We start from the raw sequence: 26207 nt of genomic DNA, 5'->3' as shown, positions 1-26207 counted from the left end.
GAGGAACAGAGAATGCCTTTGAAAGCCGAGCTGCACTGCCACATAGAAGGTGCAGCTGCACCAGAGCTCGTCATCCGCCAGGCCCAAAAATACAACAAGGACGTTTCGCCCTTCATCAAGGACGGCTCCTTCGTGTGGAACGATTTCACTTCGTTTCTTGCCGCCTACGACTTTGCCGCCGACCTTTTCCGCACCGAAGACGACTATGCCAGGCTGTCGGAACACTACCTGACGAGCCTGGCCCGCGACGGTGCGATCTATTCGGAAGTGTTCACATCGCCCGACCATGCGATCAAGGCCGGACTGTCGCCCATGGCCTACACCAACGCGCTAGGCGAAGGCATGGCCCGCGCCAAGGCCAAGACCGGAATGGAGGCCCGCATGATCGTGACCGGCGTGCGCCATGTCGGCGTCGAATCGATCGAGGCCGCGGCGCGTTTCGCCGCCAAATGCGGGCACCCCCTGGTGACCGGTTTCGGCGTCGCCGGCGACGAACGCATGGGCGAGTTCGAGGACTACGTGCGCGCCTTCGAGATCGCCCGCGAAGCAGGCTTGGGCATCACCATTCATGCCGGCGAACTTCTGGGATGGGAAAGCGTCGCTGCAGCACTCGACCACATCCGCCCCTCGCGCATCGGCCATGGCGTGCGCGCCATCGAAAACCTTGACCTGGTCAAGCGCATCGCCGACGAAGGTGTGGTGCTGGAGATCTGCCCCGGCTCCAACATCGCGCTCAAGGTGTTCGACAATTTTGGCGACCACCCCTTCCCCAAGCTGCGCGACGCCGGCTGCAAGGTGACGCTCAACTCCGACGATCCGCCCTATTTCTGGACGAGCCTGAAGCGCGAATACGATATCGCAACCGAACATTTCGGCATGGACGACAAGGCATTGTCGGCAATCACGAGGACGGCGATCGAGGCGGCCTTCGTCGACAAGAAGACCAAAGCTGCGCTTCTTGCCCGTCTTGACGGCCAAAAACGCTGAGTTCGGGCGACAAAACTGTGGTTCAAGGCGGCAAGTCATTGGTTGGCGGGCGGCCAGCCGATAGAATGCCGCCAATTACCCGAGTTCCAGGAGTGTAAGCCATGACCGTGACCGTCGTCGACCATCCGCTTGTCCAGCACAAGCTGACCATCATGCGCGACAAGGAAACCTCGACGGCCGGCTTCCGGCGCCTGCTGCGCGAGATCTCGCTGTTGCTCGGCTATGAGGTGACGCGTGACCTCGAATTGACCACCAAGATGATCGAAACGCCGATCGAGACGATGGAAGCGCCGACGCTCGAAGGCAAGAAGCTGGTATTCGCCTCGGTACTGCGCGCCGGCAACGGCTTGCTCGAGGGCCTGCTCGATCTGGTGCCGGCTGCGCGTGTCGCCCATGTCGGGCTCTACCGCGATCACGAGACGCTCGAGGCGGTGGAGTATTTCTTCAAGGCGCCGAGCGACCTTGGCGACCGGTTGGTGATCGTCGTCGACCCGATGCTGGCAACCGCCAATTCGGCGATCGCCGCCATCGACAAGCTGAAGGGACGCGGCGCCACCAACCTGCGCTTCCTGTGCCTGCTCGCTTCGCCAGAGGGTATCGAGCGCTTCACCAAGGCGCATCCCGACGTGCCGGTGTTCACCGCCTCGATCGACCGGGAGCTCAATGAGAAGGGCTACATCATCCCTGGCCTCGGCGACGCCGGCGACCGCATGTACGGCACCAAATAACCAGGCATTTACCGCCTTTGACGATGGGGCTGCGCCGTTAAAGGCGCGATCACCATCAGCCGCCTAGGGTGACGCCTGAATTCGAGGCGTCACCATGCTGCGCAAGATCATCATTTTCAGCCTTTGTGCCAGCGCGTCGGCGGCGCTGCCATCGCTTTACGAGAAACACGGCGGCATGGTGCAGGCCCTGCTCGGGATGAGCGCCGGCAGCGAAACCCCCGCGCCTGGGCCAATCGAGGCGAGCGCTGCCACGGCAACGACTGCGGGCCGACGCATCACGATCGACGCCGACATGCGCGGCCATTTCACAGCGAGCTTCAAGCTCAATGGCCGTGAGGTCGACGCCATGGTCGACACCGGCGCCACCCTGGTTGCGATCAACATGTCGACGGCGCGGCGGGCCGGGGTCAAGGTTTCAGCCGCCGACTTCACCCAAAAGGTCAATACCGCCAACGGCACGGCGCGGGCCGCACTCGCCCGCATCGACAGGCTGCAGATCGGCCGGATCAGCGTCGACGACGTGCCGGTGGTCGTGCTCGAAGACCAGGCGCTCGACGGCACCTTGATCGGCATGAGTTTCCTGTCGCGGCTGAAGAAATACCAGGTCGAGAACGGCGCGCTGCTTCTGGTACAGTGATCACCAGACATTCCAGCGAAGCATGATCTTGTTGGAAGACCGGCCCCACATTTGGGTGGAATGCTCTAACCCGCTGCCTGATCTGCACTGCGGAAATGGCCGGGCGGCAACCCGATGACGCGCTTGAAGGCACGGCTGAAGGCGGCTTCGGATTCATAACCCAGCCGGGAAGCGACAACCGAGATCTTGAGCCGGTCGCGAACCAGCCACTGCCGCGCCTGATGCATCCTGACCTGGGTGACATATTTCGCCGGCGTTTCACCGACAATGGCCGCAAAGCGCTCGGCGAAACCCGAGCGCGAGGCCCCCATCATGCGGGCCAGTACCTCGACCGACCAGTCGCGGCTTGGCTCGAGATGGACCGCAGCCAGCACCTTGCCGATCTTCGGATCCCTGACGGCAGCGATCCAGCCGCTCGAATCGCCGCAACCGCGTTCGACCCACGAGCGGATGATTATGGCGGCAAGCACGTCGGCAAGGCGGGCAACGATGCCGGCGGAACCGACGCGCTCGAGCTTGACCTCGCGCGCCATGGTCTCAAGCAGATGCGTGATGCCGGGATCATGGGCCTCGAGCTCGGTGGTGCGCATGACGTCGGGCATCATGCCGAGCAGCGGGTGGAGTCCGTCGAGGTTGAAGTACATGCTGCCGCAGAACAGCAGCGTTCCGGGCCGGCAGCCTTGGGTCGACAGGCAAAAGACCTTCTCGCAGATCTGCTGGATCTCGTAGCCGTTGATTGGCGACGATTTGGCGCCCGGTTCGCTCGCAAGCGCATGTGCCACGCCGCGCGGCAGAAGCACGGCATCGCCGCATTCGAGCTCCACCCACTCGCCTGAAGGCTGCCGCAGCCAGCAGGCCTTCTGGCCGACGAAGTAAAAACGCGCCGTGGCCTGGGCCGGATATTCGATGTTCCACGGCTCTTTCAACTCCCAGCGACCGTACTCGACACCTTCGAGGCGCAAGCCACGCAGGATGTCGGTCAGTGGATCGCCAGCAATCGGAAGTTTGGACGAACGATCATTCATGTTGGCGTTTCTAGCATGGAAACTCCAGACGGTCACTCCCACCTTGCACTGCATTCAATCGGAGACTGACCATGATCGAACCTGCGACAGCCGCTATGGACGGCATTTCGCTCGCCCCATCGACACCCCAGGAGCGATCCGATCCAGCATGGGGAGCTGTCGTCTCCCTTGCGCTCGGCGTATTCGGACTTGTCACCGCAGAATTCCTGCCGGCCAGCCTGCTGACGCCGCTGGCGCAGGACCTTGGCATCACCGAAGGCACCGCCGGCCAGGCGGTGACGGCGACGGCGGTTGTCGCCGCGATAGCGGCACCCACCATGGCGATCGCCACCAAGCGCATCGACCGCCGGCACGTCATGCTGGGCCTGACACTTTTGCTGATCGCTTCTAGCGTACTGGCCGCCATTGCGTGGTCGCTGCCTTCCCTGTTGTTCGCGCGCGTCGTGCTTGGCGTAGCGCTTGGCGGCTTCTGGTCCATGTCGGCGGCGATCGCGATGCGGGTCGTGCCGAGCGATGTCTTCCCGCGCGCCATGTCCATCATCCTGACCGGCGTTTCCGTCGCCACAGTCTGCGCGGCCCCTGTCGGGGCCTATGTCGGCGAAGTCTGGGGCTGGCGCACCGCCTTCATGCTCGCAGCCATGGTCGGCGTCGTCACCCTGATCGTCCAGTTCGCGACCCTCCCCAAGCTGCCTCCGTTGGGTGTGGCCAGCTTCCGCGCGCTGCTCGATGTTTCGAAGAACCCGATGATCAAGGTCGGACTGCTGGTGATCCTTCTGACCGCCTCCGGGCATTTTGCCGGCTTCACCTATATCAGGGCCTTTCTGGAACAGGTTCCGGCATTCGACATCGAGACCATCTCGCTGGTGCTGCTCGCCTTCGGCATAGGTGGCTTCTTCGGCAATTTTGCCGGCGGCTTCATGGCTGAACGCAGCCTCAAGGCGGCCGTGACGCTCGCTCCCTTGTTGATCGCGATAGCCGCACTTGCACTCCTGCTGGACGGGGCAGCGCCTGCGGTCTCGATCGTCGCTGTCACAGCCTGGGGCTTTGCCTTCGGAGCGGTGCCGGTCGGCGTGCAGACTTGGATGGTGCGCGCCGCTCCCGAACAGGCGGAAAGTGCCGGCGGCCTGATGGTCGCAACCTTCCAGGTGGCGATTGCGATGGGAGCCGTTTTCGGCGGCCTCCTGGTCGACAATTCCGGCGTTGGCAGCGCCTTCGCCTATAGCGGGATGGCTACCTTGCTCGCGGCACTCGCCGTCTTCGTCCTCGGCCCGAAGCGCACGGCGTAATTCGCTTCATTGACCCCGCGGCTTGGCACACTGCCTAGCCGCGCGGTGAAATCCGCCTGACGATTGCCTTGGCGGCGACAGGCTTGATGTCGCCGAAACTGTAGGCAGCACGCACCACGGCGGCCGCGGCCTCCGCGTCTGAGCCCTTGCGGGCATGTATCAGCGCGAGTGGCTCGCCAGTCTTGACCTCTGCTCCGACAGGCAACAGCCTCGTGATGCCGACAGCGTGATCGACCTTGTCTTGCGGCCGCTTGCGCCCGCCGCCGAGGGCAACAACCGCCAGGCCGACATCGCGCGTGGAAATGCCGGACACAAAGCCACTGCGGGGAGCCTTCACCGCATGTTCGATGTCAACCCTGGGCAAATGATGCTGCGGCCTGGACATGAAGTCCCTGGGGCCACCAAGGACAGCAACCATACGACCGAAGATCTCGGCGGCACGGCCGTCATCCAACGCCGCGCGTGCCAGGCGGGATGCCTGCTTGTTGGACGCAGCGATGCCAGCTGACACAAGCATCTCGGCGGCAAGCGCGAGCGTCACCTGCTCGAGGCGTGGGTCGCGGAAACGTCCGGTGAGGAAATCGACCGCACTGGTGACTTCGACCGCGTTGCCGGCTGCGGAGGCCAGCGGCTCGTTCATGCCGGTGATGAGGGCCGTGGTCTTGAGACCCGCGCCATTGGCGACCTCGACCAGGCTGGTGGCAAGTGCTGCGGCGTCGCGCGCGCTTTCCATGAAGGCGCCGTTGCCGATCTTGACGTCGAGCACCAGTGACTGGAGCCCGGCGGCGAGCTTCTTCGAAAGGATCGAGGCGGTGATCAGTGGCACGGATTCGACGGTCGCGGTGACGTCGCGGATACCGTAAAAACGCTTGTCGGCGGGGGCGAGGTCGGCGGTCTGGCCTATGATGGCGCAGCCGGTTTCGCGGACCGTACGCCGAAACAGCGCAAGATCCGGCTGGCTGGCATAACCGGGGATCGAGTCCATCTTGTCGAGCGTGCCGCCGGTATGGCCGAGGCCGCGCCCGGAGATCATCGGCACATAGGCGCCGCAGGCGGCAACGATGGGCGCCAGCATCAGCGAGACGTTGTCGCCGACACCGCCGGTGGAATGCTTGTCGGTGACCGGTCCGGGCAGTTCCGACCAGTCGAGCACGTCGCCGGAATCGCGCATGGCAAGCGTCAGCGCTACTGCTTCGCTGCGATTCATGCCGTTGAAGAAGATCGCCATGCCGAATGCCGCGACCTGGCCTTCCGAGACCGTACCCGCAGCGATACCCTTGACGAAAGCCGCAATCTCTTGGGAGGCGAGCGGCTTGCCGTCGCGCTTGCGGCGGATGATCTCCTGGGGGAGCATCTAGCGGGCGCTCGCGCCGGGTGCCGCCCAATCCTCACTCATTAGGCATGTCTTTCTCGAACATCTTGCGGAACACGGTGGCGAGGCGACCGCCGCCGATGGGCGCCATGTCCTTGGTCTCGCCATGCGAAAGCTCGGCCCCCGTCATGCCGGCGGCAAGGTTGGTGATGACCGAGCAGGCAAGCACCTTGAGACCGAGGAAGCGGGCGATGATCACTTCAGGAACCGTCGACATGCCAACCGCGTTGGCGCCGAACATCCGCGCCATGCGGATCTCGGCCGGGGTCTCGAAGGACGGGCCCGAGAACCACATGTAGACGCCCTTGTGCAGCTCGATGCCGGCTGCCGCGGCGGCTGCCTCGAACGACTTGCGCAGGCGCGCGTCATAAGCCTCGGTCAGGCCGACGAAACGACGGTCTGTCGGTTCGCCAAACAGCGGATTGGTGCCGGAGAAATTGATGTGATCCTCGATCATCATGATCGAGCCGGGCAGCATCTCTGGATCGACGGAGCCGGCGGCGTTGGTCAGCACCAGCTGGGTGACGCCGATACCGGCCAACGTCTCGAGTGCCGGGCGCATGGCGGACGCATCGCCCCGTTCGTAGTAGTGGGCGCGGCCAGCCATCATGATCACTGGCTGGCCACCGAAGATGCCAGCCACGAGTTCGCCGGCATGGCCGGTGACGCCCCCCTTGGGGAAGCCGGGCAAGGCGGCATAAGGAATGCGGATGGCGTTTTCGACCTCGTCGACCAGGCCGCCGAGACCCGAACCCAGCACCATGGCTGTGGCAGGCGCCAACCCGTCAAGCTGCTCAACGAGGCGGTCGATGGCTTCCTTCATTTGAGAATCTCGCCTTCAAAGCCATAAGGCAGCATCTGGCCCATGGTCACCGTTTCTACGATACCGGCATCGTCACAGAGATAGAGCTTGGTGTCGGCGCTGGCGAATTCGGCCAGCCTCTGGCGACAGCCGCCGCATGGCGTGATGCGGGCCATGCGTTCGGCGACCACGGCGATTTCGGTGATCTTGCCGCCGCCGGCCATGATGTAATGGCCAAGGGCGGTGGTCTCGGCACACCAGCCCTCCGGATAGGACGCGACCTCGATATTGGCGCCTGAGAAGACCCGGCCATCCTCGGTGCGGAGTGCCGCGCCTACCGGGAATTTCGAGTAGGGCGCGTAGGCCTTGGCCATGGCGGCGGTCGCCGCTTCGAACAGGTCGTGGCTCATCGCAGACACCTGTCTGAATGAGCACCCCCACCCCTAACCCCTCCCCACAAGGGGGAGGGGAACTTGGCGGTGGCGCTGCATTGTTCCCCTCCCCCTTGTGGGGAGGGGTTAGGGGTGGGGGTAAATTCGATCACGCTCAGCGCTCCTTCACATAAGGCACGCCGCCAGCGCGCGGCGGGATGGCCTTGCCGATGAAACCTGCGAGCAGAATGACGGTGAGGACGTAGGGCAGCGCCTGCATCAACTGAACCGGCACCTTGCCGATGACCGGCAGCGGCGAGCCCTGCAGTCGGATCGACAGCGCGTCGAGGAAGCCAAACAGCAGGCATGCGAACATCGCCGGCACGGGTTTCCACTTGGCGAAGATCAATGCCGCCAGCGCGATGTAGCCGCGTCCGGCGGTCATGTCCTTGACGAAGCCTGCATTCTGGGCGAGCGCCATGTAGGAGCCGGCGAGCCCGGTCAGGATGCCGGTACAGATGACGGCACGGTAACGCAGCCAGGCGACCGAGATACCGGCGGTATCGACTGCGGCGGGGTTTTCGCCGACGGCGCGCAGGCGCAGGCCAAAGCGCGTGCGAAACAGCACCCACCAGGTGAATGGCACGGCCAGGAAGGCGACGTAGGTCAGCAGCGAATGGCCCGACAGCAACCCGGAATAGAGCTGGCCGATGACAGGCACGTCGCGCAGCGCATCGGCGCCGGGCAGGTTGATGGCGCCGAAACGGGCCTCGGGTGGCAGCGAGGGCGTGCGTCCGCCCTGCTGGAACCAAGCCTGGCCAAGGATGATGGTCGAGCCGGCGGCGATGAAGTTGATCGCCACGCCCGACACGATCTGGTTGCCGCGATGGGTGATCGAGGCAAAGCCGTGAACCAGCGCCATGCCGATCGAAACCAGGACCGCGACGAGCAGGCCGATCCACGCCGAGGCAAAGACGGCAGCGGCAGCCGCGCCGGCAAAGGCACCGGCGAGCATCTTGCCTTCCAGGCCGATGTCGAAGACGCCGGCGCGTTCGGAATAGAGGCCGGCCAGGCAGGCGAGCAACAGCGGCACCGAAACGCGGATCGTCGAGTTCAGGATGTTGATGAGCGCGTCTATGAATTCCATTTCAGGCACGCTCCCCTTTGGTCGCCGAAATTCCGACCGATCGCGGACTGAAGCTCGCGAAAATGCCCTGGATCGTCGGGCGGAACATGTTCTCCAGCGCGCCGGCGAACAGGATCACCAGGCCCTGGATGATGACGATCATGTCGCGGGAGATGTTGGGCATCTCGAAGGCGAGTTCGGCGCCGCCCTGGTAGAGCATGCCAAACAGGATCGCAGCGGGCACGATTCCGGCCGGATGCGAGCGGCCCATCAGCGCAACGGCAATGCCGACGAAGCCTGCGCCGCCAACGAAATCGAGCGGCACATTGTGCTGGTCGCCCATGATCGGATTGAGCGCCATCATGCCTGCCAGCGCACCCGAGATCAGCATGGTGACGATGATGATGCGCGTTTCAGAAATGCCGGCGTAGCGCGCCGCCTTGGAGCTGAAGCCGAAGGTACGGATCTTATAGCCAAGCTTGGTGCGCCATATCAGCACCCAGACGAGGAATGCCATGACCAGCGCGAGCAGGAAGGAGATGTTGAGCGGCGCCGATGGCCTGACCTTGAGTCCGAATTCGGCCAGCAACCAGCCGAGCTTGGGCAGTTGCCCGCCTTCTAGGAACTGGCGCGTTTGCGGCGCCATCGAGCCGGCCGGCTTCAACACGTTGACCAGCATGTAGACCATCACCGAGGCGGCGATGAAGTTGAACATGATGGTGGTGATGACGATGTGCGAGCCCCGCTTGGCCTGGAGATAGGCCGGAATCAATGCCCACAATGCCCCCATAAGGGCAGAGGCAAGGATCGCCAGCGGAAAGGTCAGCCACCAAGGCAAGATGCTGTCGAAGGACAGGGCAACGATGGCGATCCCAAGACCGGCGATATAGGCCTGGCCCTCGCCGCCGATGTTGAACAGGCCGCAATGGAACGCGACTGCAACGGCAAGGCCGGTGAAGATGAAGTTGGTGGCATAGTAGAGCGTGTAGGCGAGGCCCTGGCCGCTGCCGAAGGCGCCTTCGACGAGGATGACGGCGGCGCGCAGCGGGTTTTCGCCGACCAGCAGCACGACGAGACCGGCCACCGCGAATGCGACGAGCAGGTTGATGAGCGGAATGAGGCCGTAGTCGGCCCAGGCCGGCAGTTTTGCGTAAGGGGTGCTCATTCGGCGGCTTCCTTGTGCTCGACGCCGGCCATCAGCAGACCAAGCTCGCCTTCGCTGGTTTCGGGCCCACGCTCGCCGACGATGCGGCCTGCGAACATCACCAGGATGCGGTCGGACAGTGAGCGGATCTCGTCGAGCTCGACCGAGATCAGCAGCACGGCCTTGCCCTGGTCGCGCATGGCGATCAGCCGCTTGTGGATGAATTCGATGGCGCCGACATCGACGCCGCGGGTCGGCTGGCCGACGATCAGCACGCCGGGATCCTGTTCGATCTCACGGGCGAGCACGATCTTCTGCTGGTTGCCGCCCGAGAAATTGGCGGTCTTGAGCTTGGGATTTGCCGGGCGGATGTCGTATTTCTCGATCTTTTCCTGCGCGTCCTTCTGGATTGCGTCGAGATTGAGGAACGGCCCCTTCAGATATTGCGGCTTGTCATGATAGCCGAGGATCGAGTTCTCGCTCTCGTCGAAGGCGAGCACGAGGCCGACATGATGGCGGTCTTCCGGTACATGGGCGAGACCGCGGTCACGCAACTCGCCGGGGTCGGCCTGGCCGGTCAGGTCGATCGGCTTGCCGTCGAGCATGACCGTGCCCGAAACCGCCTTGCGGATGCCGGAAACGGCCTCCATCAGCTCGGACTGGCCGTTGCCGGCGACACCGGCGATGCCGACGATTTCGCCGGCGCGGATGTCGAAGGAAACGTCGTCGACCATGGTGACGCCGCGCGAGTCCTTGACCGTGAGGTTCTTGACCGAAAGCTTGACGTCGCCGGGCGAAGCCTCGCCTTTTTCGACGCGCAAAAGCACGCGGCGGCCCACCATCAGTTCGGCCAGTTCCTCGACCGTCGTCTCGCTGGTCTTGCGGGTGGCGACCATCGTGCCCTGGCGCATGACCGATACATTGTCGGTGATGGCCATGATCTCGCGCAGCTTGTGCGTGATCAGCACCACCGTCTTGCCCTGCTCCTTGAGCTGCTGGAGGATGCGGAACAAATGGTCGGCCTCGGCGGGTGTCAAAACGCCGGTCGGCTCGTCGAGGATCAGGATCTCGGCGCCGCGATAGAGCGCCTTGAGGATTTCGACGCGCTGCTGCAGGCCGACCGGCAGCTCTTCGATGAGCGCATCGGGATCGACCTCGAGGCCATACTCCTGCTCCAGCCGGCGCAGCTCGGAGCGCGCCTTCGATATCGACCTGTTGAGCAGTGCCTCGCCTTCGGCGCCGAGGATAACGTTTTCCAGCACCGAGAAGTTCTCAACCAGCATGAAGTGCTGGTGGACCATGCCGATGCCGGCGGCAATCGCGTCGTTCGGTGTCTTGATCGCTGTCGGCTTGCCATTGACCCGGATTTCGCCGCTGTCGGCCTGGTAGAAGCCGTAGAGGATCGACATCAGCGTGGATTTGCCGGCGCCGTTTTCGCCGATGATGCCGTGGATGGTGCCACGCGGGATTTCGAGCGCGATGTCGCGGTTGGCGCGGACAGCACCAAAGCTCTTGTTGATGCCGATCAGTTCGATAGCTGCTTCCGCCATACGACCGTCCCACCTCAGGTTTCTTATGTTCTTGTTATGGCTTGCCGAAAGAGCTAGCACGCCGATACTGCCCTGCCAATCGGCTCGCCTTGCTGCCCCATGGAATTGGCCCGACCGTAGCCGATTTCGATGCGACGACCGATGTGAACGCCCAATGAGGATCGCCCATGACCACGCCCGATGACCGGCTGACGACGCTGGAAATACGCGCCGCCGAACAGGAGCACACGATCGATGAGCTTTCCGGCCAGATCGCCGAACAGTGGAAGACCATCGAGCGCATGCAGAAGAAGCTCGATGCGCTGACCGAGCGCTTCCTGGTACTCGAGGAACAGACCGCGCCCGACACGCCGGTGACCAAGCCGCCCCACTGGTAAGCCTCGAATTCCGGCCAAGATTCAGGCCAGACCGGCGGCGTCGGAGGGTTGCCACAGCTCAATCGGATTGCCCTCGGGATCGTGGATCCGGCAAAACCGGCCGACCTCCGAGTCCCACTCCGCCCGCGTTTCCACCGCGATGCCTGAAGCCTTCAGGTCGGCCATCGCGGCATCGAGGTCATCGACGCGCAGATTGATCAGCCATTGCTGCTCCGGGCGGCCGAAATATTCGGTGTCCCGGCTGAACGGCGCAAGGATCGTCGGCCCCGCCTGCTGTTTCCAGACTTCACGCGAAATGTCCGAGATGCCGAGGTGCTTTTCGTACCAGGCAGCGAGCGCCAGGGGATCCCTGGCGCGATAGAAAAAGCCGCCAATTCCGGTCACGGTGAACATCGACTGCCGTCCCGAGGACTGGGCCACAATGATCGACGCCGCCGGACCTGGGGTCCGGCGGCGCGCTTCATTCAGGCAAGGATCAATAGGGGCACTTGTCGTCCGAGGTGTAGTCATGCACCTGGACGGTACCGGCAATGATGTCGGCCTTGGCCTTTTCGACGGCAGCCTTCATCTCGTCGGTGACGAGCGCCTTGTTGTTGTCGTCCATGGCGTAGTCGACGCCACCTTCCTTGAGGCCGAGATTGTTGATGCCGCCTTCGAACTTGTCGTTCTTGGCATCCATGAAGGCATTGTAGACGGCAACGTCGACGCGCTTGAGCATCGAGGTCAGCACCTTGCCCGGCTGCAGGCCGTTCTGGTTGGAATCGACGCCGATGCCGAGCCTGCCGCCGTCAGCAGCAGCCTGGAGCACGCCGACGCCGGTGCCGCCGGCCGCAGCGTAGATGACGTCCGCGCCCTGCGAGATCTGGGTCTTGGTGATTTCGCCGCCCTTGGTCGGGTCGTTCCAGGCAGCAGGCGTGTCGCCGGTCATGTTCTGGATCACTTCGGTGGCACCGGCAGCCTTGGCGCCGCCGACATAACCGCAGCCGAACTTGCGGATCAGCGGAACATCCATGCCGCCGACGAAGCCGACCTTCTTGGACTTGGAAGCAAGGGCAGCCATGACGCCGACGAGGTAGGAGCCTTCATGCTCCTTGAACACGATCGACTTCACGTTGGGCTGCTCGACGACCATGTCGATGATGGCGAACTTGAGGTCCGGATAGTCGGCAGCGACCTTGGAGAGAGCCTCGGACCAGGCAAAGCCCGCCATGACGATCGGGTTGCGGCCATCCTCGGCGAAGCGGCGAAGCGCCTGGTCGCGCTGCGAGGCGTTGGAGACTTCGAACTCGACGTAAGGAATGCCGGTCTCGGCCTTGAACTTCTCGGCGCCGTTGAAGGACGCTTCGTTGAACGACTTGTCGAACTTGCCACCGAGATCATAGAGCAGCGCCGGCTGAACATCAGCAGCGAGCGCCGGAAGGCACATGGCGGTGGCCGCCAGAAGGCCGAGGACGATACGTTTCATGTGATCCACACCCTGTCGGTTGTCTTTTTGCGATTGCCGCGCGAGCCGTTCCTCGGGCCCGCGCACAGCACATGGCAGGGGCTTAGCTCCCCCTGCGCATTGGCATATCTTGCACGGGCCAAGACAAAATTCACGCGGAATCTTGACCTTTTGGAAAAATGCACAGGCGTTGCAAATGGATCGTGAAACGTATGCCTAAACGGCCGCCGGCTGGGGGATCGCGCAAGCAACGCCGGTGCCCTTCAGCCCACAATAGCCATAGGGATTCTTGGCCAGATATTGCTGGTGGTCTTCCTCGGCGAAGTAGAACTCAGGCGCCGGCTCGATCTCGGTGGTGATCTTTTCGCGGCCAGCACCCTTGAGCGCTGCCTGATAGGCATCGCGCGAGGCAATGGCTTCGGCTTGCTGGCCTTCGGAGAAGGTATAGATCGCCGAGCGATAGGTCGTGCCGACATCGTTGCCTTGACGCATACCTTGCGTGGGGTCGTGCGCCTCCCAGAATATCTTCAGCAACGCGGCATAAGATACTTCCTTGGGATCGAACACCACCAGCACGACCTCGGCATGACCGGTGAGGCCTGTGCAGGTTTCCTGATAGGTCGGGTTGGGCGTGAGCCCGCCGGCATATCCCACAGCGGTGACCCACACGCCCGGCGTCTGCCAGAACAGCCGCTCCGCACCCCAGAAGCAGCCGAGGCCGAACATCGCCGTCTCAAACCCTTCGGGATACGGCCCCTTGAGCGGGCGCTTTGATACGTAGTGCTTGGAAGCGGTCGGGATCGGCCGCTCGCGGCCGGGCAGCGCCTCGCCGGGTGCCGGCATCTTGAGCTTCTTGTTCAGCATGTCGCTCAGGAAAAACATGGCAAATTCTCCCTTTATCCCTTGCCGATACGATGAAACCGCGCGCGCGGTTTCACACCTCGGCAGTGAAGCGGCCCGGACGGCGCCTGTGGCCAATTGCGTAAAGCAGGAAAGCAAGGACGGCGAAGACTGCGAAGCCGGGCAGGTTGAGCACCGGCATGACGACGGAGTCCCACAACGCCGGGCTTGCCCTGTCGCTGACAAACGTCTCGGTAGCGGCAAGCGTGCTCGGCGACGCCGTCGACCAGCTCGTATCGAGCGGCGTCATCACCAGCCGGGACACGGCCACGGTACGCGTGGCATCGAGCACCGCCATGATGACGGCCACCGAAAGCGCGATCGCAGCGGCGAGACGGAACACGAAGCGGATCATCAGCTGTCCTGGATATCAGTTTCGAGACGAGAAATAGGATGGGTGGCGTGCCAGCGCAATCGCGGACACGGCGAATTGACAGGCGAATGGCTCACGCGGCCGCACTCGGCTTGCGGCGATTGACGCGCCATACAGCGAAGATGCCGCCGCCGATGGCACCGACCAGCATGGCTGCAAGACCGACCAGCACCACGAAGTAGCCGCAGGCACCCTCGAAACAGCTCATATCCGTGAGTTCGGAGATCGCGCTGCCGCCCGCAAGCCCGACACCCGCGCCGACGGCTCCGCCAACGACGACGCCAAGCACAGCGGCGATGGCCGAGACAAGCAAGCTCGGGCGGGCGCGCTGGTCGCTGCCGAACAGGGTCTCCCCCTTGTCCGTTCGGCCAACCAGAAAGATCAGCAGCAGGCCGATAACGATCTCGCCACCGTCCCAGGCGAGACCCTCGATGCTGAAGGCGAAATTCGGCGCGACCAGCACATAGACCTGCTTGGCGAGCAGGAAGGCCATGATGGTCAACTGCCACAAGATGAATGCGCGCCGGAACCGTGTCGAGCGGCTGAAGGCAAGGCTGAGCAGATACAGGCCCCAGAGAATCGTCACCACGGCCACGATCATCGAGGCATAGACCAGGTAGAGGGCGGCGTCCGGCAGGTCAAAACCTTGCATGACGACGAGGCTCTGGTCGAAACCCCGCGCGCTGAGGGCCATGACCAGGCAAAGCCACACCACCGGCAGCCAGCCCACCGCGCCCCAGGCGTTCGATTGCGTTCGTGCCGGCATCGCTTCCCCTCGACAGCGGATTTCCCGCGCAATTCCAATCTGCGGCAAAGCGGCGGCCCATGACAAGGAAGCCGGGAAACATGCGGCTCGATTTCCACGGCCGGCGACGACTGGGCTGCGCTCTTTTCGTATTTTGCCGGCAAGGCCAACGCCCGCTGCAAGATTTGCCACGTCAGCGCTTGGCAAGTGCCGCAGGATCGACTAGATGAGCCCGGCAGCCGGACGCACGACATCGTGTTCGGCGGCAGGCGGATGGGGGGCGGCAGGTTGACCGCACCCGAGTGCCGGCTCTTTCAGAGTCGCAAAACAACGCCCAGGAGATGCGCGCACTCCCAACCAGCCCGGCGAAACCGGCCGGCGCAAGGCGCGTATGCGGAGAGGTGGCCGAGTGGTTGAAGGCGCACGCCTGGAAAGTGTGTATACGGGGAACCGTATCGCGGGTTCGAATCCCGCTCTCTCCGCCATATCGCATTGATTCCATTTGATAAATTGGCACGGTTCGGCATCCTTGGCGCATTTGACGCCGTTGTGGCAACTCCCGACGATAGCTTGCCACGCCTGCTACCGCGCCGATGATCCCCGGCTTCTCCCTTGGCTCGATTTAGCTGCCTACGCCTGGTTCGACCTGCTGCCATGCACTGGCCGGGACGAGCGTGCGTCTCGATCGGAGGCCCCGGGCTCTCGCCCGCCTTGGCGGCTTCGCCCTTTGCCTGCTGATTCCGATTTCCTGAAGGCTGCATTAATCATCTCTAATGTAATTTGTTGAGCACAGGCCAAAGTTTGATACGCTGACAAACAGGGCTCGATGTGAGGCGTCATGATGCTGGCACAAAGTCAGACGTTCGTCGAAATATTGGATTCAACAGCCAAAGCAATCGACAGCGCTTCACCAGAATATTTACGAGATCTTCTACTGCGTGCTGCAATCATGCTTCGCGACAATGAATTCATGAAAATCGATACGAAGGTCGATCATGCGGTGACATCACTTGCAGCTGAGGTAGGCATGACCAAGGCTGAGTTAATAGCCGACATTGTTTGCGACTGGATGCAGTCGAATGATTTCCTGCCGTCGCATATTTACCATGAAGACGGCGAACTGGAAAATATAGCCTAGTACTCAGCAAAGGAGAGGACTGCAATGAGCAAGATTCTGATTGTACTGGTCGCAATGTTCGCTGTCGTCGGGTTGAGCGCCTGCGGCACCATTGGCAAGGGCAAAGGAAAGGCTCCGCCGCCTGTCGTCACGCCCGCACCGATCTACAAATAGCCGTATCCATTCCTCCGGCGCAAAAGCCGGACAGATGGAGATCGCGCCCGGCATTGACTTGCGAGATGCCGGGCGCGTTGCCTTGGAGCCGACCTCTCCGCTGTCGCCCCCAAGCGCGCCGATGACCCCAACCTCAACAATGCTCGTCATGGCCGCGCGCCAGAAGAAGCACACTTCCTTCCACTCCTCATGACCTGACGGGTGCATCCGATCACGGACAGGTCGCTCTCGCCTACCTGCCGCTCGCGCCCGCACGCCGCGCACCGAACCGTTTGCAAAGGGGCGCGAACGGAGCGACATTCACGGCGTCGTCCAGATTGTCTGTATTGCTTATGCGAAACACAAATTGGAGGAACTGCCATGAGGACTGCAAGTCTCGTTCGTTGCGCCGTCATTGCTCTGGCTGGTTTTTGGGGTGCCGCACCGGCCCTGGCGGAGGAACCGAAAAAGGCTGAAATCGACGCCGCGCGCAAGGCGCTGGAGAAGTACCAGGATCCGTATGTAGCGGTGCGTGACCTCTATCTCTCGACTGTTGGCTGCGTTCACTACAGCGGCGAAAAGATCGAGGGGGCCATGGACTATCCCAAGGGAGCCATGGGGATTCACTTCGTCAACGTCACGCTGCAGGGCCCGCCTGATCCCACCAAGCCAAACGTGCTGATCTATGAGCCCGACGGCAAGAAACTGCGCCTGGTGGCTGCCGAGTGGCTGGTTCCGCTTGCCGCCGCCAAGGAGCGGCCAAGCCTGTTTGGCCAGCCCTTCCAGGGCCCGATGGAAGGGCACGAACCGCTTATTCCGAAAGACTTCGTCCACTACGATCTTCATGCCTGGCTGTTCAAGGACAACCCGCTGGGGATGTTCAGCCCCACGAACCCCGATGTGACATGCGACGGGTCCGATTTCAGCATTTTGGAAGCGCCGACCAAGATGGTGCACGCGCAATAGTTCGCGCGACCAATTTGCCGAATTCTGGCTGCCCGGAAACACAGCCGCCCCGCGATTGACAAACGGGGTGGCTGGCGTGCGCCGCCTCATTCCGATTCCGACCAAAGGTCTTGCGGGAGCTTGCTTTCAAATGGCCGGCGACGCGAACTGCAAAGTGAAGACATTGCCCGCAATGCCTGAGGCGATCGTGGGGGAAAAGCTCAATGGCGTGCAGCGTTGAGCGGCCGCTACGGCTGCGTCGACAAAGGCCTTTCGCATCTTCTCGTCACCGTTGACGCTGATCGCTGTCGGCCTCGGCTTGCCCATCAGCGTGCCATCCCGCTTGAAGCTGAAGGCCAAGGTGACAGACGACCCTTGGCTGCCAGGTGGCGCGCTCCAGCAGTTCAAGAGCGCTGCGCCGACCTCGTCCATGGTGTTGAGCGGTTCGGCCAGGGCCTGCCCAAGCGCTCCCGCCCAAACAGCCGCAATTGTTGCCCACACGATGTGATGTTTCATGTCAGGCTCCAGATTACTTGGCAGGCCGCAGCCCGCATGATGAGGATCGTCATCTCCAAATTCGGCTACCCTGAATGCGGCAACAGATGTTGCTGCATTCAGGGTAAGCCTTGAAGGCGGTAGCTGGCTACCGGTTTGTTGAACTCAAGCCTGAGCAGACGCCGTATCGACGACCTCGAAGTCATGGGTCAGTTTGGCCGACATGGCGAGCATGGCCGATGCCGAGCAGTACTTTTCGATGGACAGGTTGACGGCGCGCTCGACCTTGGCCGGTGCGAGGCTGCGGCCCTTGACCACGAAATGCATGTGGATGCGGGTGAAGACCTTGGGGTCGGTCTCGGCGCGATCGGCATCGAGCTCGACGGTGCAATCCTCGATCGCTTCGCGGCCCTTCTCGAGGATGTGGACGACGTCATAGGCAGAGCAGCCGCCGGCACCGATCAGCATCAGTTCCATCGGGCTTGGGCCGGGCGTCTGGCCACCTGGCTCGGCGGCGGTTCCGAGCACGATCTTATGCCCGCTGCCGGATTCGCCAACGAAGGTGCGACCTTCAACCCATTTGATGCGTGCCTTCATGACAGCGATCCTTCCATGCAAAGCTTTCCGCGATTTTGCGGTCCAAGTTCATAGCCGGATGCGGGCCGCAGCGTCGAGTGCCACGATCTGTCGCGGACGGATTTTCAGGAGGCCGAGCCATCCGATTCGCCCACAGGTTTTCCCGAGAGCAACGTCGCCAGCCAGCGGGTCGAGGGTGACTGGCCACTATAGACGATGAAGGCGATCAGCACCGGCACGCCCAGGAACGCGCCCGAAATGCCCCACAGGAAGCTGCCAAAGAACACCGCGAAGATGACCGCGAATGGCGAGATTGCAAGCGAGGCACCGGTGAGCAGCGGTTCAAGATAGCTGCCGATGATGAACTGGATGAGATTGAGCCCGAGAAAGACCACAACCGCCATCTGCCAGGATTCGAACTGGGCGATGGCAAACATGGTGGGAAACATCGTGGCGACGAACGGCCCGAGGAAGGGGATGTAATTGAGCGCGAAGGCGATGGCGCCCCATGCAGTCGCCAGTTCCAGCCCGGCAACGAGCGCGAAGCCCCAGACGACAAGCCCTGTGAGAATGCTGGCAAAGGTGCGCACGACCATGAAGCGGCGCAGCTTGGCACCGATCTCACGATTGGCCAGCAATACCCGCTGCCCCTGGGGCTGGGCGTTTGGCGACTGGAGGCGCCGGTTGAAGTCCTCGACCTCGAGCAAGCCAAGCATGACGAAAATGAAGACCAGTATGGCGAAACCGGCAAAGCTATTGAGCCGCCCGGCAATGGTCTGGGTGAAACGGACCAGCCAGTTCATGTCGAAACGATCGGCGAGCGGCCCGGCGACGGCGACGCCATGCCCTTCCAGCCAATCGGTCCAATCGGTGTAGACGGCCTGAAAATGTCCAGCGTTGGCAAACAGCCACTGGCCAAGCTTGCCGAAACCCCAGATCACCGCGGAGCCGACGGCAAGGACGATGGCAATGGTGACAGTGATCGTAATGAGGAGCGCCAGAAGCTTCGGCAACTTGCGTTGCAGCGCGAACTGGACTGGCCAGACAAGGGCGATCAGAAACAGCGAAAAGACCAGCGGCACGAAGATCGATTGCGCAAAATGCATGAGCGCCAGGACCAGAATACCTGTTGCCAGATGTCCGATCATCCGACCCTCACCCTGAGTTGGCATGTCCCCTCCACGCGTTAGCCGGCCAGTGGTCTAGCGCAAGTTCATGTACCAGAGAATGTCTCTGCGTCCCGCGATACGGATTTAGATGACGCGCAAGACGCAGCGCCCGAGGATTGCGCTGGCGCGGCGCCAACGCGCCGGTGTCTCCCGCAACGAATACAGCCGAAGGTTGCCCTGTCCGTCGTGGGAAAACGAGTGCTGGCGATTGCGGATCGACGTCCGCATCGGACGGCTGATCAACTCGATCACGGTAAATGTACGATCACGACATTCTGTGCGGAACTTTGGCTGTTCAGGGAAGTTGAGATGAAGGCAAAGAGTCGAAGTGGTGATACACTCAGTCGTGACTTCGGCATTGTGAGGGTGCCATGCAAACACGTGAATCCGACGTCTTCAATCTCTTCTCGGAAATCTACTCCAGTCAGACAACCGAGGAGATGAGCCTTCAGCAATATCTGCTCGCTTGCCGCGATCAGCCAGCCATGTATGCCACGGCTGCCGAACGAATGGTGGACGCCATTGGCGCCCCCACTCTGGTCGATACCAGCGCCGACGCCCGGCTAGGGCGGATCTTCGCCAACCGAACAATCAAGATATATCCGGCATTTGCCGAGTTCTACGGCATGGAAGACACGATCGAGCGCATCGTGGGCTACTTCCGCTACGCCGCCCAAGGCCTCGAAGAGCGCAAGCAGATCCTGTATCTGCTCGGCCCCGTCGGCGGCGGCAAGTCGTCGCTCGCAGAGCGGCTGAAGAAGCTGATGGAGGAGCGGCCGATCTACACGCTCAAGGTCAATGGCCAAGTCAGCCCGATTTTCGAATCACCCCTTGGCCTGTTCCATCCGGAACGCATGGCCGACCTGCTCGAAGACAAGTATGGCATTGCCCGACGCCGGCTAAACGGCCTGATTTCGCCCTGGGCGGCCAAGCGGCTCGAAGAAATCGGCGGCGATGTCTCCAAGTTCTCCGTGGTCAAGCTGATGCCGTCGCGGCTGCGCCAGATCTGCATCGCCAAGACCGAACCCGGCGACGAAAACAACCAGGACGTGTCCGCCCTGGTCGGCAAGGTCGACATCCGCAAGCTCGAAAATTTCAGCCAGTCCGATCCCGACGCCTACTCCTACAGCGGCGGCCTGAACCGCACGACGCAAGGGCTTCTCGAATTCGTCGAGATGTTCAAGGCGCCGATCAAGGTGCTGCACCCGTTGCTGACCGCGACCCAGGAGAGCAATTACAACGGCACCGAGAGTTTTGGCGCCTTCCCCTATCAAGGCATCGTGCTTGCCCACTCCAACGAGTCGGAATGGCTGCAGTTCAAGAGCAACAGGAACAACGAGGCTTTCCTCGACCGCATCCTGGTGGTCAAGGTGCCCTACTGCCTGCGCGTCACCGAAGAGCGGCAGATCTACGAAAAGCTGTTGCGCGAAAGCGAACTGGTGAGCAATCCATGCGCGCCCGAGGTGCTCGACATCTTGAGCCGCTTCACCGTTTCGACGCGCCTGACCGAGCACGAGAACTCGCCGCTCTACACCAAGATGCGCGTCTATGACGGCGAGAACCTGAAGGACGTCGACCCCAAGGCCAAGTCGATGCAGGAGTATCGCGACGCCGCCGGTGTCGACGAAGGCATGACCGGCGTCAGCACGCGCTTTGCCTTCAAGGTGCTGTCGGAGACGTTCAACTACGATACCAAGGAGATCGCCGCCGATCCGGTTCACCTGATGTACGTGCTCGAACAGGCAATCAAGCGCGAGCAGTTCCCAAGCGAGATCGAGCAGTCCTATCTCGATTTCATCAAGTCCGAGATCGCCACGCGCTACGCCGAGTTCATCGGCCACGAGATCCAGAAGGCCTATCTCGAATCCTACAGCGAATACGGCCAGAACCTGTTCGACCGCTACATCGCCTATGCCGACGCCTGGATCGAGGACCAGGACTACAAGGACCCCGACACAGGCCAGATCCTCAACCGCGGCATCCTCGATTCCGAACTGTCGCAGATCGAAAAGCCGGCCGGCATCGCCAACCCGAAGGACTTCCGCAACGAGGTGGTGAAGTTCACGCTGAGGGCACGTGCCAAGAACAACGGCCGCAACCCGTCCTGGACCAGCTATGAGAAGCTGCGCGAGGTGATCGAAAAACGGATGTTCGGCCAGGTCGAGGACCTGTTGCCGGTGATCAGCTTCGGCGCCAAGCGTGACAGCACCACCGAAAAGCAGCATGCCGAATTCGTCGAACGCATGACCGAGCGCGGCTACACGCAGCGGCAGGTCAGGCGTCTCGTCGATTGGTACATGCGGGTCAACAAGGCAGGCTGAGCGGGGAGCGACGGGGACCCACATGCCGAACTTCATCGATCGGCGCCTCAATCCCAAGGACAAGAGCCTTGGCAACAGGCAGCGTTTCCTGAGGCGCGCCCGCGAAGAGCTGAAACGGGCGATCAACGACCGGATCAAGTCCGGCAAGATCGGAACGGCCGACCAGGACCAGATCATCCCGATCCCACGCAAAGGCATCGGCGAGCCGACCTTTCAACGCGCACCGCATTCGGGCCGCCGGGAGGAGGTCCTTCCCGGCAACAAGACCTTCGGCACCGGCGACCGTATCCCAAGGCCGGCGGCGGGCGGCGGCAAGGGGTCGGAGCCATCGGCGTCGGGCGATGGCGAAGACGATTTCCAGTTCGCCCTGTCGCGCGAGGAAGTGCTCGACCTGTTCTTCGAGGATCTCGAGCTGCCCGACCTGGTGAAGCTCAACCTCAAGGAAGTGGTGACGTTCAGGCCGCGCCGCGCCGGCTACACGATGAGCGGCAATCCGACCAGCATCAGCGTCGGGCGAACGATGTTCAACAGCTTCGGCCGCCGCATCGCGCTCAGGCGTCCGCGACAGGCCGAGATCGACGCCATCGCGGCAGAACTTCTCAAGCTGGAGGGTGAAAGGCGGCCTAGCGCCGCCACTCAGCAACGTATCGCAGAGCTGCGCGAGGAACATGCGACGCTCGCGCGCCGCCGCAAGCTGATTCCCTACATCGACCCCATCGACATCCGCTTCAACCGCTTCGAGCCGCAGCCGGTGCCCAACGCCAATGCGGTGATGTTTTGCCTGATGGATGTTTCGGGCTCGATGGGCGAGCGCGAAAAAGATCTGGCCAAGCGCTTCTTCGTGCTGTTGCACCTGTTTCTGAAGCGGCGCTACGAAAAGACCGACATCGTCTTCATCCGCCATACCCACGAGGCCTCGGAGGTCGATGAGGACACATTCTTCTACAGCACCCAAAGCGGCGGCACTGTCGTTTCCACCGCGCTCGACGAAATGTTGCGTGTCATCCGCGAGCGCTATCCCGCCAAGGACTGGAACATCTACGCCGCGCAGGCTTCCGACGGCGACAACATCCCCAACGATTCCGAGCGCTGCGTGTCGATACTCGACAACACGCTGATGTCGTTGTGCCAGTACTACGCCTATGTCGAGATCATCGACGAACGCGAAAGCGAAATGTTCCGCCATGCCGACAACGGCACCTCGTTGTGGAACGCCTATCGCGAGGTGAGTGCCGCATGGCCGAACTTCGCGATGACGCGCATCGCCAAGCCGTCCGACATCTATCCCGTCTTTCACGAGCTGTTCGCCAAGGCTCCGGCGCCAGCAAAACGCGGTTGAGGGTGCAAGGTGGAAAAGCGCGCGAAAACCTCTTCGCTGCTGTTTACGAGCTCCGACTGGAACTTCGACGACCTGTCACGCGCCTATGACGCGATCAAGGAGATCGCCGTCGACGAACTTCGCCTCGACTTCTACCCCAACCAGATCGAGGTGATCTCGTCCGAGCAGATGCTCGATGCGTACTCTTCCATCGGCATGCCGCTGATGTACCAGCACTGGTCCTTCGGAAAACATTTCGTCCACGAGTCGAACCTTTATCGCAAAGGGCGCATGGGGCTCGCCTACGAGCTCGTAATCAACTCCAACCCCTGCATCACCTATCTCATGGAAGAAAACACCATGGCGTTGCAGGCGCTGGTGATCGCGCACGCTTCCTTCGGCCACAACCACTTCTTCAAGAACAACTACCTGTTCCAGCAATGGACCGATGCCGGCGCCATTCTGCCCTATATGGAGTTCGCCAAGAGCTACATCGCGCGCTGCGAGGAACGATATGGCCCAGCCGCGGTCGAGGCCGTGCTCGATGCCGCGCACGCGCTGATGCCGCAAGCCGTGTTCCGCTACCGGCGGCGCCCGCGCCTTTCGGTCGTGCGCGAGCAGGCGCGCATCCGCGAGCGGCTAGAGCACGAGGAGCGCACGTTCAGCGACCTCTGGCGAACCTTGCCGCAGGCCGCCGAGATCGCGGCGCCCCGCGAACCGCAGGCCGATCTTGCGGAACGGCAATCGGCGATCGAATACCCTGAAGAAAACCTGCTCTACTTCCTGGAAAAATACAGCCCCGTGCTGAAGGCCTGGCAACGGGAAATCCTGCGCATCGTGCGCATCATTGCCCAGTATTTCTATCCGCAGCGCCAGACCAAGGTGATGAACGAAGGCTGCGCCACCTTCGTCCACTACACGATCATGAACCGCCTCTACGACAAGGGCCAGATCAGCGAAGGCTCAATGCTGGAGGTGTTGCAGAACCATTCCAACGTGGTGTTTCAACCCAGCTTCGACGACCCGCGCTATGGCGGCCTCAACCCCTACACGCTGGGCTTCAACATGATGCGCGATATCCAGCGCATCTGCACGGCGCCGACCGCCGAAGACCGCGACTGGTTCCCGGATTTCGCCGGCAATGGCGACTGGTGCGGAACCTTGCTCGACGCATGGGCGACCCATCGCGACGAATCCTTCATCCGGCAGTTCCTAAGCCCGGCGCTGATCCGCGACATGCGGCTGTTTTCACTGCAGGAAGAAGCTTCCGACCCGTATTACGAGGTAACGGCGATCCACGACGAGCGCGGTTATGAGCGGGTGCGCTCGCGGCTCGCCGACAATTACGACGTCGGGGCGACCCAGCCCGATATCCAGGCCGTGGATGCCGACCTCAAGGGCGACCGCAAGCTGCGCATCAAGCATACCGTCCACAATGGCGCGACGCTGGTGGAAGAGACCCGCAACGAAACGATCCGCTACATCCAGCGCCTGTGGGGCCACGAGGTCAGCATTGTCGGGGTCGACGCCGCAACCGACAAGACGCTCTACGAGTTCTCGTCGAAGGAACTGGCCGAGAAGGTCTAGCCGAGGGCGGCCTTCATTTTCCTGACGATGTTCGCATCGGTGTGCTTGGGTCGTGGCGCAACGAAGCCGAGTTCCAGCGCTTTCAGGTTCGTCGCATCGGCAGCGGCCGAGCAGGACGAGTGGATTTCAGCCAGAGGCAGCCGTGACCGGATGGCGTCGACCGTGTCGAGATTGACGCTCGACCCCGGCATGATGGCGATGCGGCCACGCGCTTTGTCGAAGCATTCCGCCAGCCTGTCGAGGCCCTTCAGCGCGGACGTTTCGCCACCAGATGTCAGGATACGCTCGAAGCCAAGTTCTACCGCAAGCTCGATGGAAGGTGCGAAATCCGGACCGGCGAGATCGAAGGCGCGGTGAAGCGTCATGCCGAGACCCTTTGCGTTGCCCACCAGACGCGAGAGGACTTTGCGATCAAGCGTGCCGTCGGCCCTGTTTGCGCCAAGCACCACACCTTCGAGACCGGCAGCGCGCACCGCGTCGATGTCAGCGAGCAGGGTTGTCATGTCGGCATCGTCGAAGACGAAATCGCCAGGGCGCGAACGGATCATCGCATAGACCGGGATTGGCGCCTTGGCGGCAAGCGCCATGAGGCCAGGCGATGGCGTGAGGCCTCCGGTCTCAAGTGCCGCGCACAATTCGATGCGGTCGGCACCGCCTTCGATCGCCGCTGCCAGGCTTTGCGGGCTGTCGACGCAGACTTCGAGCAATATCTCAGGCATGGGTCAGCTCCTGGATACCGAGGGCAGCGGCGCCGATCAGGCCCGGTTCGGTGGTCAAGGCTGCCTTAACCAGCAAAGGGCTTTGCGCGCGCCGAAGCGTGCGGCCGCGCACCTCATTGTCGAGGGCGGCGATCAGCTCGGGCACGTTGGACAGCCCGCCCCCGACCGGAACGATCGACGAGCCGATGATGTTCATCGTCAGCGCCAGCGGCACGCCGACCAATTCGAGATAGATGTCCATGGTACGGCGTGCGCGTGCTTCGCCTTCACGCCAGCGGTCGATGATCTCGGTGCTCGAGAGCACCTCGCCGCACAACAAGTGGTGCAGCTTCTGCACCCCGCGCGCGCCGCCGATGGTGTCGACGCAGCCAGACTGGCCGCAGCCGCAGGCAAAATGCGGGACTTCGACCGGTGGTGTGCCGACGCGCGTCGCCAGCGCCTGGCCGTGTCCCCACTCGCCGGCGTAACCGCCGGCACCCGCCACGATGCGGCCGTCGATGACGAGGCCGCCGCCGACGCCAGTGCCCAGGATGATGCCGAACACGTTGCGATGGCCGCGCCCTGCCCCGCTGGTCGCCTCGGCGAGCGCAAAGCAATCGGCATCGTTGGCAATCCATACCGGCGTGCCGATTTCGGCTTCGAGGTCGGCGGCAATGATGCGACCGTCGACGCAAGGGATGTTGGCGCATTTCAGGCTGCCGCTGGCCGGATCGACCACGCCGGCGATCGAAATCGAAACGCCTTTAGTGGCGTTCCGGTCAAGCGCGACACGCTCGGCGATGACGGCTGCGAAGGCGCCAAAATCGTCCAGCGGCGTCGCCACACGGTCGATGATCTCGATTTCGCCGGCCGAGCGGGCACGGGCGCTTTTTATCGTTGAACCGCCAATGTCGAAGCAGGTAAGCATGAAATCAGTTCCCGAATAGATGATAGCCGCGGG

28 protein-coding genes and 1 tRNA gene are annotated in these 26207 nt (G+C 62.4%); 12 read left to right on the top strand and 17 right to left on the bottom strand.

What is annotated here, in order from left to right; all coding sequences use genetic code 11:
- Nucleotides 1–12 precede the first annotated feature (12 nt).
- From C8K44_RS11450 to C8K44_RS11440, 3 genes are all read left to right on the top strand, one after another.
- Entirely contained in the window at nt 13–987 is a 975-nt protein-coding gene (locus C8K44_RS11450) for an adenosine deaminase (RefSeq protein ID WP_109575915.1), read from the top strand.
- Between the two features lie 101 nt (nt 988–1088).
- Complete coding sequence (gene upp, locus C8K44_RS11445; RefSeq protein WP_109575914.1) at nt 1089–1715, top strand: uracil phosphoribosyltransferase; 627 nt, start codon at nt 1089–1091, stop codon at nt 1713–1715.
- Nucleotides 1716–1809: 94 nt separating this feature from the next.
- Entirely contained in the window at nt 1810–2352 is a 543-nt protein-coding gene (locus C8K44_RS11440) for a TIGR02281 family clan AA aspartic protease (RefSeq protein WP_109575913.1), read from the top strand.
- Nucleotides 2353–2417: 65 nt separating this feature from the next.
- On the opposite strand, the gene C8K44_RS11435 is transcribed toward C8K44_RS11440, so the two are convergent.
- Complete coding sequence (locus C8K44_RS11435; protein ID WP_109575912.1) at nt 2418–3377, bottom strand: AraC family transcriptional regulator; 960 nt, start codon at nt 3375–3377, stop codon at nt 2418–2420.
- A 71-nt stretch (nt 3378–3448) separates the two neighbouring features.
- Between C8K44_RS11435 and C8K44_RS11430 the strand changes: the two genes are divergently transcribed.
- The gene (locus C8K44_RS11430) at nt 3449–4663 is read left to right on the top strand and encodes an MFS transporter (protein ID WP_109575911.1); all 1215 of its coding nucleotides are present in this window, start codon (nt 3449–3451) and stop codon (nt 4661–4663) included.
- 34 nt (nt 4664–4697) lie between these two features.
- Here the strand turns inward: C8K44_RS11430 and deoA are convergent, their stop codons facing one another.
- The 6 genes from deoA to C8K44_RS11400 all read right to left on the bottom strand — a co-directional run bounded on the left by deoA (nt 4698) and on the right by C8K44_RS11400 (nt 11028).
- Nucleotides 4698–6017, bottom strand: a complete 1320-nt coding sequence (deoA, locus tag C8K44_RS11425) for a thymidine phosphorylase (protein ID WP_109575910.1) — start codon at nt 6015–6017, stop codon at nt 4698–4700.
- Between the two features lie 34 nt (nt 6018–6051).
- Nucleotides 6052–6858, bottom strand: a complete 807-nt coding sequence (locus tag C8K44_RS11420) for a purine-nucleoside phosphorylase (protein WP_109575909.1) — start codon at nt 6856–6858, stop codon at nt 6052–6054.
- Complete coding sequence (cdd, locus tag C8K44_RS11415; RefSeq protein WP_109575908.1) at nt 6855–7247, bottom strand: cytidine deaminase; 393 nt, start codon at nt 7245–7247, stop codon at nt 6855–6857. Before cdd ends, C8K44_RS11420 begins: the two co-directional genes overlap by 4 nt.
- Nucleotides 7248–7383: 136 nt before the next feature.
- Nucleotides 7384–8355, bottom strand: a complete 972-nt coding sequence (locus C8K44_RS11410) for an ABC transporter permease (protein WP_109575907.1) — start codon at nt 8353–8355, stop codon at nt 7384–7386.
- Between the two features lies 1 nt (nt 8356).
- Complete coding sequence (locus tag C8K44_RS11405; RefSeq protein WP_109575906.1) at nt 8357–9499, bottom strand: ABC transporter permease; 1143 nt, start codon at nt 9497–9499, stop codon at nt 8357–8359.
- Nucleotides 9496–11028 (bottom strand): ABC transporter ATP-binding protein, encoded by a 1533-nt coding sequence (locus tag C8K44_RS11400; protein ID WP_109575905.1) that lies wholly within the window; start codon nt 11026–11028, stop codon nt 9496–9498. The genes C8K44_RS11405 and C8K44_RS11400 overlap by 4 nt, the downstream gene beginning before the upstream one ends.
- Before the next feature lie 167 nt (nt 11029–11195).
- On the opposite strand from C8K44_RS11400, the gene C8K44_RS11395 reads away from it, so the two are divergent.
- Nucleotides 11196–11405 (top strand): SlyX family protein, encoded by a 210-nt coding sequence (locus tag C8K44_RS11395; RefSeq protein WP_109575904.1) that lies wholly within the window; start codon nt 11196–11198, stop codon nt 11403–11405.
- Nucleotides 11406–11426: 21 nt separating this feature from the next.
- Here the strand turns inward: C8K44_RS11395 and C8K44_RS11390 are convergent, their stop codons facing one another.
- The 5 genes from C8K44_RS11390 to C8K44_RS11370 form a co-directional block, all read right to left on the bottom strand.
- Entirely contained in the window at nt 11427–11798 is a 372-nt protein-coding gene (locus C8K44_RS11390) for a VOC family protein (protein WP_109575903.1), read from the bottom strand.
- An 82-nt stretch (nt 11799–11880) separates the two neighbouring features.
- A complete protein-coding gene (locus tag C8K44_RS11385) occupies nt 11881–12870 on the bottom strand; it encodes a BMP family ABC transporter substrate-binding protein (protein ID WP_109575902.1) in 990 nt (329 codons plus the stop codon).
- Between the two features lie 195 nt (nt 12871–13065).
- Nucleotides 13066–13731 (bottom strand): peptide-methionine (S)-S-oxide reductase MsrA, encoded by a 666-nt coding sequence (gene msrA, locus C8K44_RS11380; RefSeq protein WP_109575901.1) that lies wholly within the window; start codon nt 13729–13731, stop codon nt 13066–13068.
- A gap of 52 nt (nt 13732–13783) precedes the next feature.
- Nucleotides 13784–14104 (bottom strand): hypothetical protein, encoded by a 321-nt coding sequence (locus tag C8K44_RS11375; protein WP_109575900.1) that lies wholly within the window; start codon nt 14102–14104, stop codon nt 13784–13786.
- Nucleotides 14105–14195: 91 nt separating this feature from the next.
- The gene (locus C8K44_RS11370; protein WP_109575899.1) at nt 14196–14888 is read right to left on the bottom strand and encodes a hypothetical protein; all 693 of its coding nucleotides are present in this window, start codon (nt 14886–14888) and stop codon (nt 14196–14198) included.
- A 374-nt stretch (nt 14889–15262) separates the two neighbouring features.
- Here C8K44_RS11370 and C8K44_RS11365 point away from each other — a divergent pair.
- The 4 genes from C8K44_RS11365 to C8K44_RS11350 all read left to right on the top strand — a co-directional run bounded on the left by C8K44_RS11365 (nt 15263) and on the right by C8K44_RS11350 (nt 17103).
- Nucleotides 15263–15352: transfer RNA gene (locus tag C8K44_RS11365), tRNA-Ser, on the top strand.
- A 353-nt stretch (nt 15353–15705) separates the two neighbouring features.
- Nucleotides 15706–16005, top strand: coding sequence for a hypothetical protein (locus C8K44_RS27290; protein WP_146203932.1), 300 nt, complete (start codon nt 15706–15708; stop codon nt 16003–16005).
- A 24-nt stretch (nt 16006–16029) separates the two neighbouring features.
- Nucleotides 16030–16158 carry an ABC transporter gene (locus C8K44_RS11355; RefSeq protein ID WP_109575897.1) on the top strand — a complete coding sequence of 43 codons (129 nt, stop codon included), beginning with the start codon at nt 16030–16032 and terminating at the stop codon, nt 16156–16158.
- A gap of 360 nt (nt 16159–16518) precedes the next feature.
- Complete coding sequence (locus C8K44_RS11350; protein ID WP_109575896.1) at nt 16519–17103, top strand: hypothetical protein; 585 nt, start codon at nt 16519–16521, stop codon at nt 17101–17103.
- A 126-nt stretch (nt 17104–17229) separates the two neighbouring features.
- On the opposite strand, the gene C8K44_RS11345 is transcribed toward C8K44_RS11350, so the two are convergent.
- The 3 genes from C8K44_RS11345 to C8K44_RS11335 form a co-directional block, all read right to left on the bottom strand.
- Nucleotides 17230–17598 (bottom strand): hypothetical protein, encoded by a 369-nt coding sequence (locus C8K44_RS11345; RefSeq protein ID WP_109575895.1) that lies wholly within the window; start codon nt 17596–17598, stop codon nt 17230–17232.
- 144 nt (nt 17599–17742) lie between these two features.
- Entirely contained in the window at nt 17743–18174 is a 432-nt protein-coding gene (locus tag C8K44_RS11340; RefSeq protein WP_109575894.1) for an OsmC family protein, read from the bottom strand.
- A 104-nt stretch (nt 18175–18278) separates the two neighbouring features.
- Nucleotides 18279–19325, bottom strand: coding sequence for an AI-2E family transporter (locus C8K44_RS11335; protein WP_245417453.1), 1047 nt, complete (start codon nt 19323–19325; stop codon nt 18279–18281).
- Nucleotides 19326–19693: 368 nt separating this feature from the next.
- Here C8K44_RS11335 and C8K44_RS11330 point away from each other — a divergent pair, with 368 nt between their 5' ends.
- The 3 genes from C8K44_RS11330 to C8K44_RS11320 are packed head-to-tail and all read left to right on the top strand — an operon-like array spanning nt 19694 to nt 24548.
- Nucleotides 19694–21643 (top strand): PrkA family serine protein kinase, encoded by a 1950-nt coding sequence (locus C8K44_RS11330; protein WP_109575892.1) that lies wholly within the window; start codon nt 19694–19696, stop codon nt 21641–21643.
- A 22-nt stretch (nt 21644–21665) separates the two neighbouring features.
- Nucleotides 21666–22982, top strand: coding sequence for a YeaH/YhbH family protein (locus C8K44_RS11325; RefSeq protein WP_109575891.1), 1317 nt, complete (start codon nt 21666–21668; stop codon nt 22980–22982).
- Nucleotides 22983–22991: 9 nt separating this feature from the next.
- Complete coding sequence (locus C8K44_RS11320; RefSeq protein ID WP_109575890.1) at nt 22992–24548, top strand: SpoVR family protein; 1557 nt, start codon at nt 22992–22994, stop codon at nt 24546–24548.
- Here C8K44_RS11320 and C8K44_RS11315 read toward each other — a convergent pair.
- Together C8K44_RS11315 and C8K44_RS11310 are read right to left on the bottom strand one after the other, a co-directional pair.
- Nucleotides 24545–25267, bottom strand: coding sequence for a copper homeostasis protein CutC (locus tag C8K44_RS11315; protein WP_109575889.1), 723 nt, complete (start codon nt 25265–25267; stop codon nt 24545–24547). The two genes, C8K44_RS11320 and C8K44_RS11315, sit on opposite strands and share 4 nt — an antisense overlap.
- On the bottom strand, nt 25260–26174 hold the full coding sequence (locus tag C8K44_RS11310; RefSeq protein ID WP_109575888.1) for an ROK family protein: 915 nt from the start codon (nt 26172–26174) through the stop codon (nt 25260–25262). The genes C8K44_RS11315 and C8K44_RS11310 overlap by 8 nt, the downstream gene beginning before the upstream one ends.
- Between the last annotated feature and the right edge of the window lie 33 nt (nt 26175–26207).

Origin of the sequence: Aminobacter sp. AP02 (assembly GCF_003148805.1) — a bacterium.
Lineage (GTDB): Bacteria > Pseudomonadota > Alphaproteobacteria > Rhizobiales > Rhizobiaceae > Aminobacter.
The sequence above is the reverse complement of the archived record's forward strand: the minus strand, read 5'-3'. Positions and strand labels throughout refer to the sequence as shown.

Bases quoted from the DNA above. Each gene is read 5' to 3' on its own strand.
- C8K44_RS11450 (WP_109575915.1), top strand. From the start codon at position 13: ATGCCTTTGAAAGCCGAGCTGCACTGCCACATAGAAGGTGCAGCTGCA.
- upp (WP_109575914.1), top strand. From the start codon at position 1,089: ATGACCGTGACCGTCGTCGACCATCCGCTTGTCCAGCACAAGCTGACC.
- C8K44_RS11440 (WP_109575913.1), top strand. From the start codon at position 1,810: ATGCTGCGCAAGATCATCATTTTCAGCCTTTGTGCCAGCGCGTCGGCG.
- C8K44_RS11435 (WP_109575912.1), bottom strand. From the start codon at position 3,377: ATGAATGATCGTTCGTCCAAACTTCCGATTGCTGGCGATCCACTGACC.
- C8K44_RS11430 (WP_109575911.1), top strand. From the start codon at position 3,449: ATGATCGAACCTGCGACAGCCGCTATGGACGGCATTTCGCTCGCCCCA.
- deoA (WP_109575910.1), bottom strand. From the start codon at position 6,017: ATGCTCCCCCAGGAGATCATCCGCCGCAAGCGCGACGGCAAGCCGCTC.
- C8K44_RS11420 (WP_109575909.1), bottom strand. From the start codon at position 6,858: ATGAAGGAAGCCATCGACCGCCTCGTTGAGCAGCTTGACGGGTTGGCG.
- cdd (WP_109575908.1), bottom strand. From the start codon at position 7,247: ATGAGCCACGACCTGTTCGAAGCGGCGACCGCCGCCATGGCCAAGGCC.
- C8K44_RS11410 (WP_109575907.1), bottom strand. From the start codon at position 8,355: ATGGAATTCATAGACGCGCTCATCAACATCCTGAACTCGACGATCCGC.
- C8K44_RS11405 (WP_109575906.1), bottom strand. From the start codon at position 9,499: ATGAGCACCCCTTACGCAAAACTGCCGGCCTGGGCCGACTACGGCCTC.
- C8K44_RS11400 (WP_109575905.1), bottom strand. From the start codon at position 11,028: ATGGCGGAAGCAGCTATCGAACTGATCGGCATCAACAAGAGCTTTGGT.
- C8K44_RS11395 (WP_109575904.1), top strand. From the start codon at position 11,196: ATGACCACGCCCGATGACCGGCTGACGACGCTGGAAATACGCGCCGCC.
- C8K44_RS11390 (WP_109575903.1), bottom strand. From the start codon at position 11,798: ATGTTCACCGTGACCGGAATTGGCGGCTTTTTCTATCGCGCCAGGGAT.
- C8K44_RS11385 (WP_109575902.1), bottom strand. From the start codon at position 12,870: ATGAAACGTATCGTCCTCGGCCTTCTGGCGGCCACCGCCATGTGCCTT.
- msrA (WP_109575901.1), bottom strand. From the start codon at position 13,731: ATGTTTTTCCTGAGCGACATGCTGAACAAGAAGCTCAAGATGCCGGCA.
- C8K44_RS11375 (WP_109575900.1), bottom strand. From the start codon at position 14,104: ATGATCCGCTTCGTGTTCCGTCTCGCCGCTGCGATCGCGCTTTCGGTG.
- C8K44_RS11370 (WP_109575899.1), bottom strand. From the start codon at position 14,888: ATGCCGGCACGAACGCAATCGAACGCCTGGGGCGCGGTGGGCTGGCTG.
- C8K44_RS27290 (WP_146203932.1), top strand. From the start codon at position 15,706: ATGATGCTGGCACAAAGTCAGACGTTCGTCGAAATATTGGATTCAACA.
- C8K44_RS11355 (WP_109575897.1), top strand. From the start codon at position 16,030: ATGAGCAAGATTCTGATTGTACTGGTCGCAATGTTCGCTGTCGTCGGG.
- C8K44_RS11350 (WP_109575896.1), top strand. From the start codon at position 16,519: ATGAGGACTGCAAGTCTCGTTCGTTGCGCCGTCATTGCTCTGGCTGGT.
- C8K44_RS11345 (WP_109575895.1), bottom strand. From the start codon at position 17,598: ATGAAACATCACATCGTGTGGGCAACAATTGCGGCTGTTTGGGCGGGA.
- C8K44_RS11340 (WP_109575894.1), bottom strand. From the start codon at position 18,174: ATGAAGGCACGCATCAAATGGGTTGAAGGTCGCACCTTCGTTGGCGAA.
- C8K44_RS11335 (WP_245417453.1), bottom strand. From the start codon at position 19,325: ATGCCAACTCAGGGTGAGGGTCGGATGATCGGACATCTGGCAACAGGT.
- C8K44_RS11330 (WP_109575892.1), top strand. From the start codon at position 19,694: ATGCAAACACGTGAATCCGACGTCTTCAATCTCTTCTCGGAAATCTAC.
- C8K44_RS11325 (WP_109575891.1), top strand. From the start codon at position 21,666: ATGCCGAACTTCATCGATCGGCGCCTCAATCCCAAGGACAAGAGCCTT.
- C8K44_RS11315 (WP_109575889.1), bottom strand. From the start codon at position 25,267: ATGCCTGAGATATTGCTCGAAGTCTGCGTCGACAGCCCGCAAAGCCTG.
- C8K44_RS11310 (WP_109575888.1), bottom strand. From the start codon at position 26,174: ATGCTTACCTGCTTCGACATTGGCGGTTCAACGATAAAAAGCGCCCGT.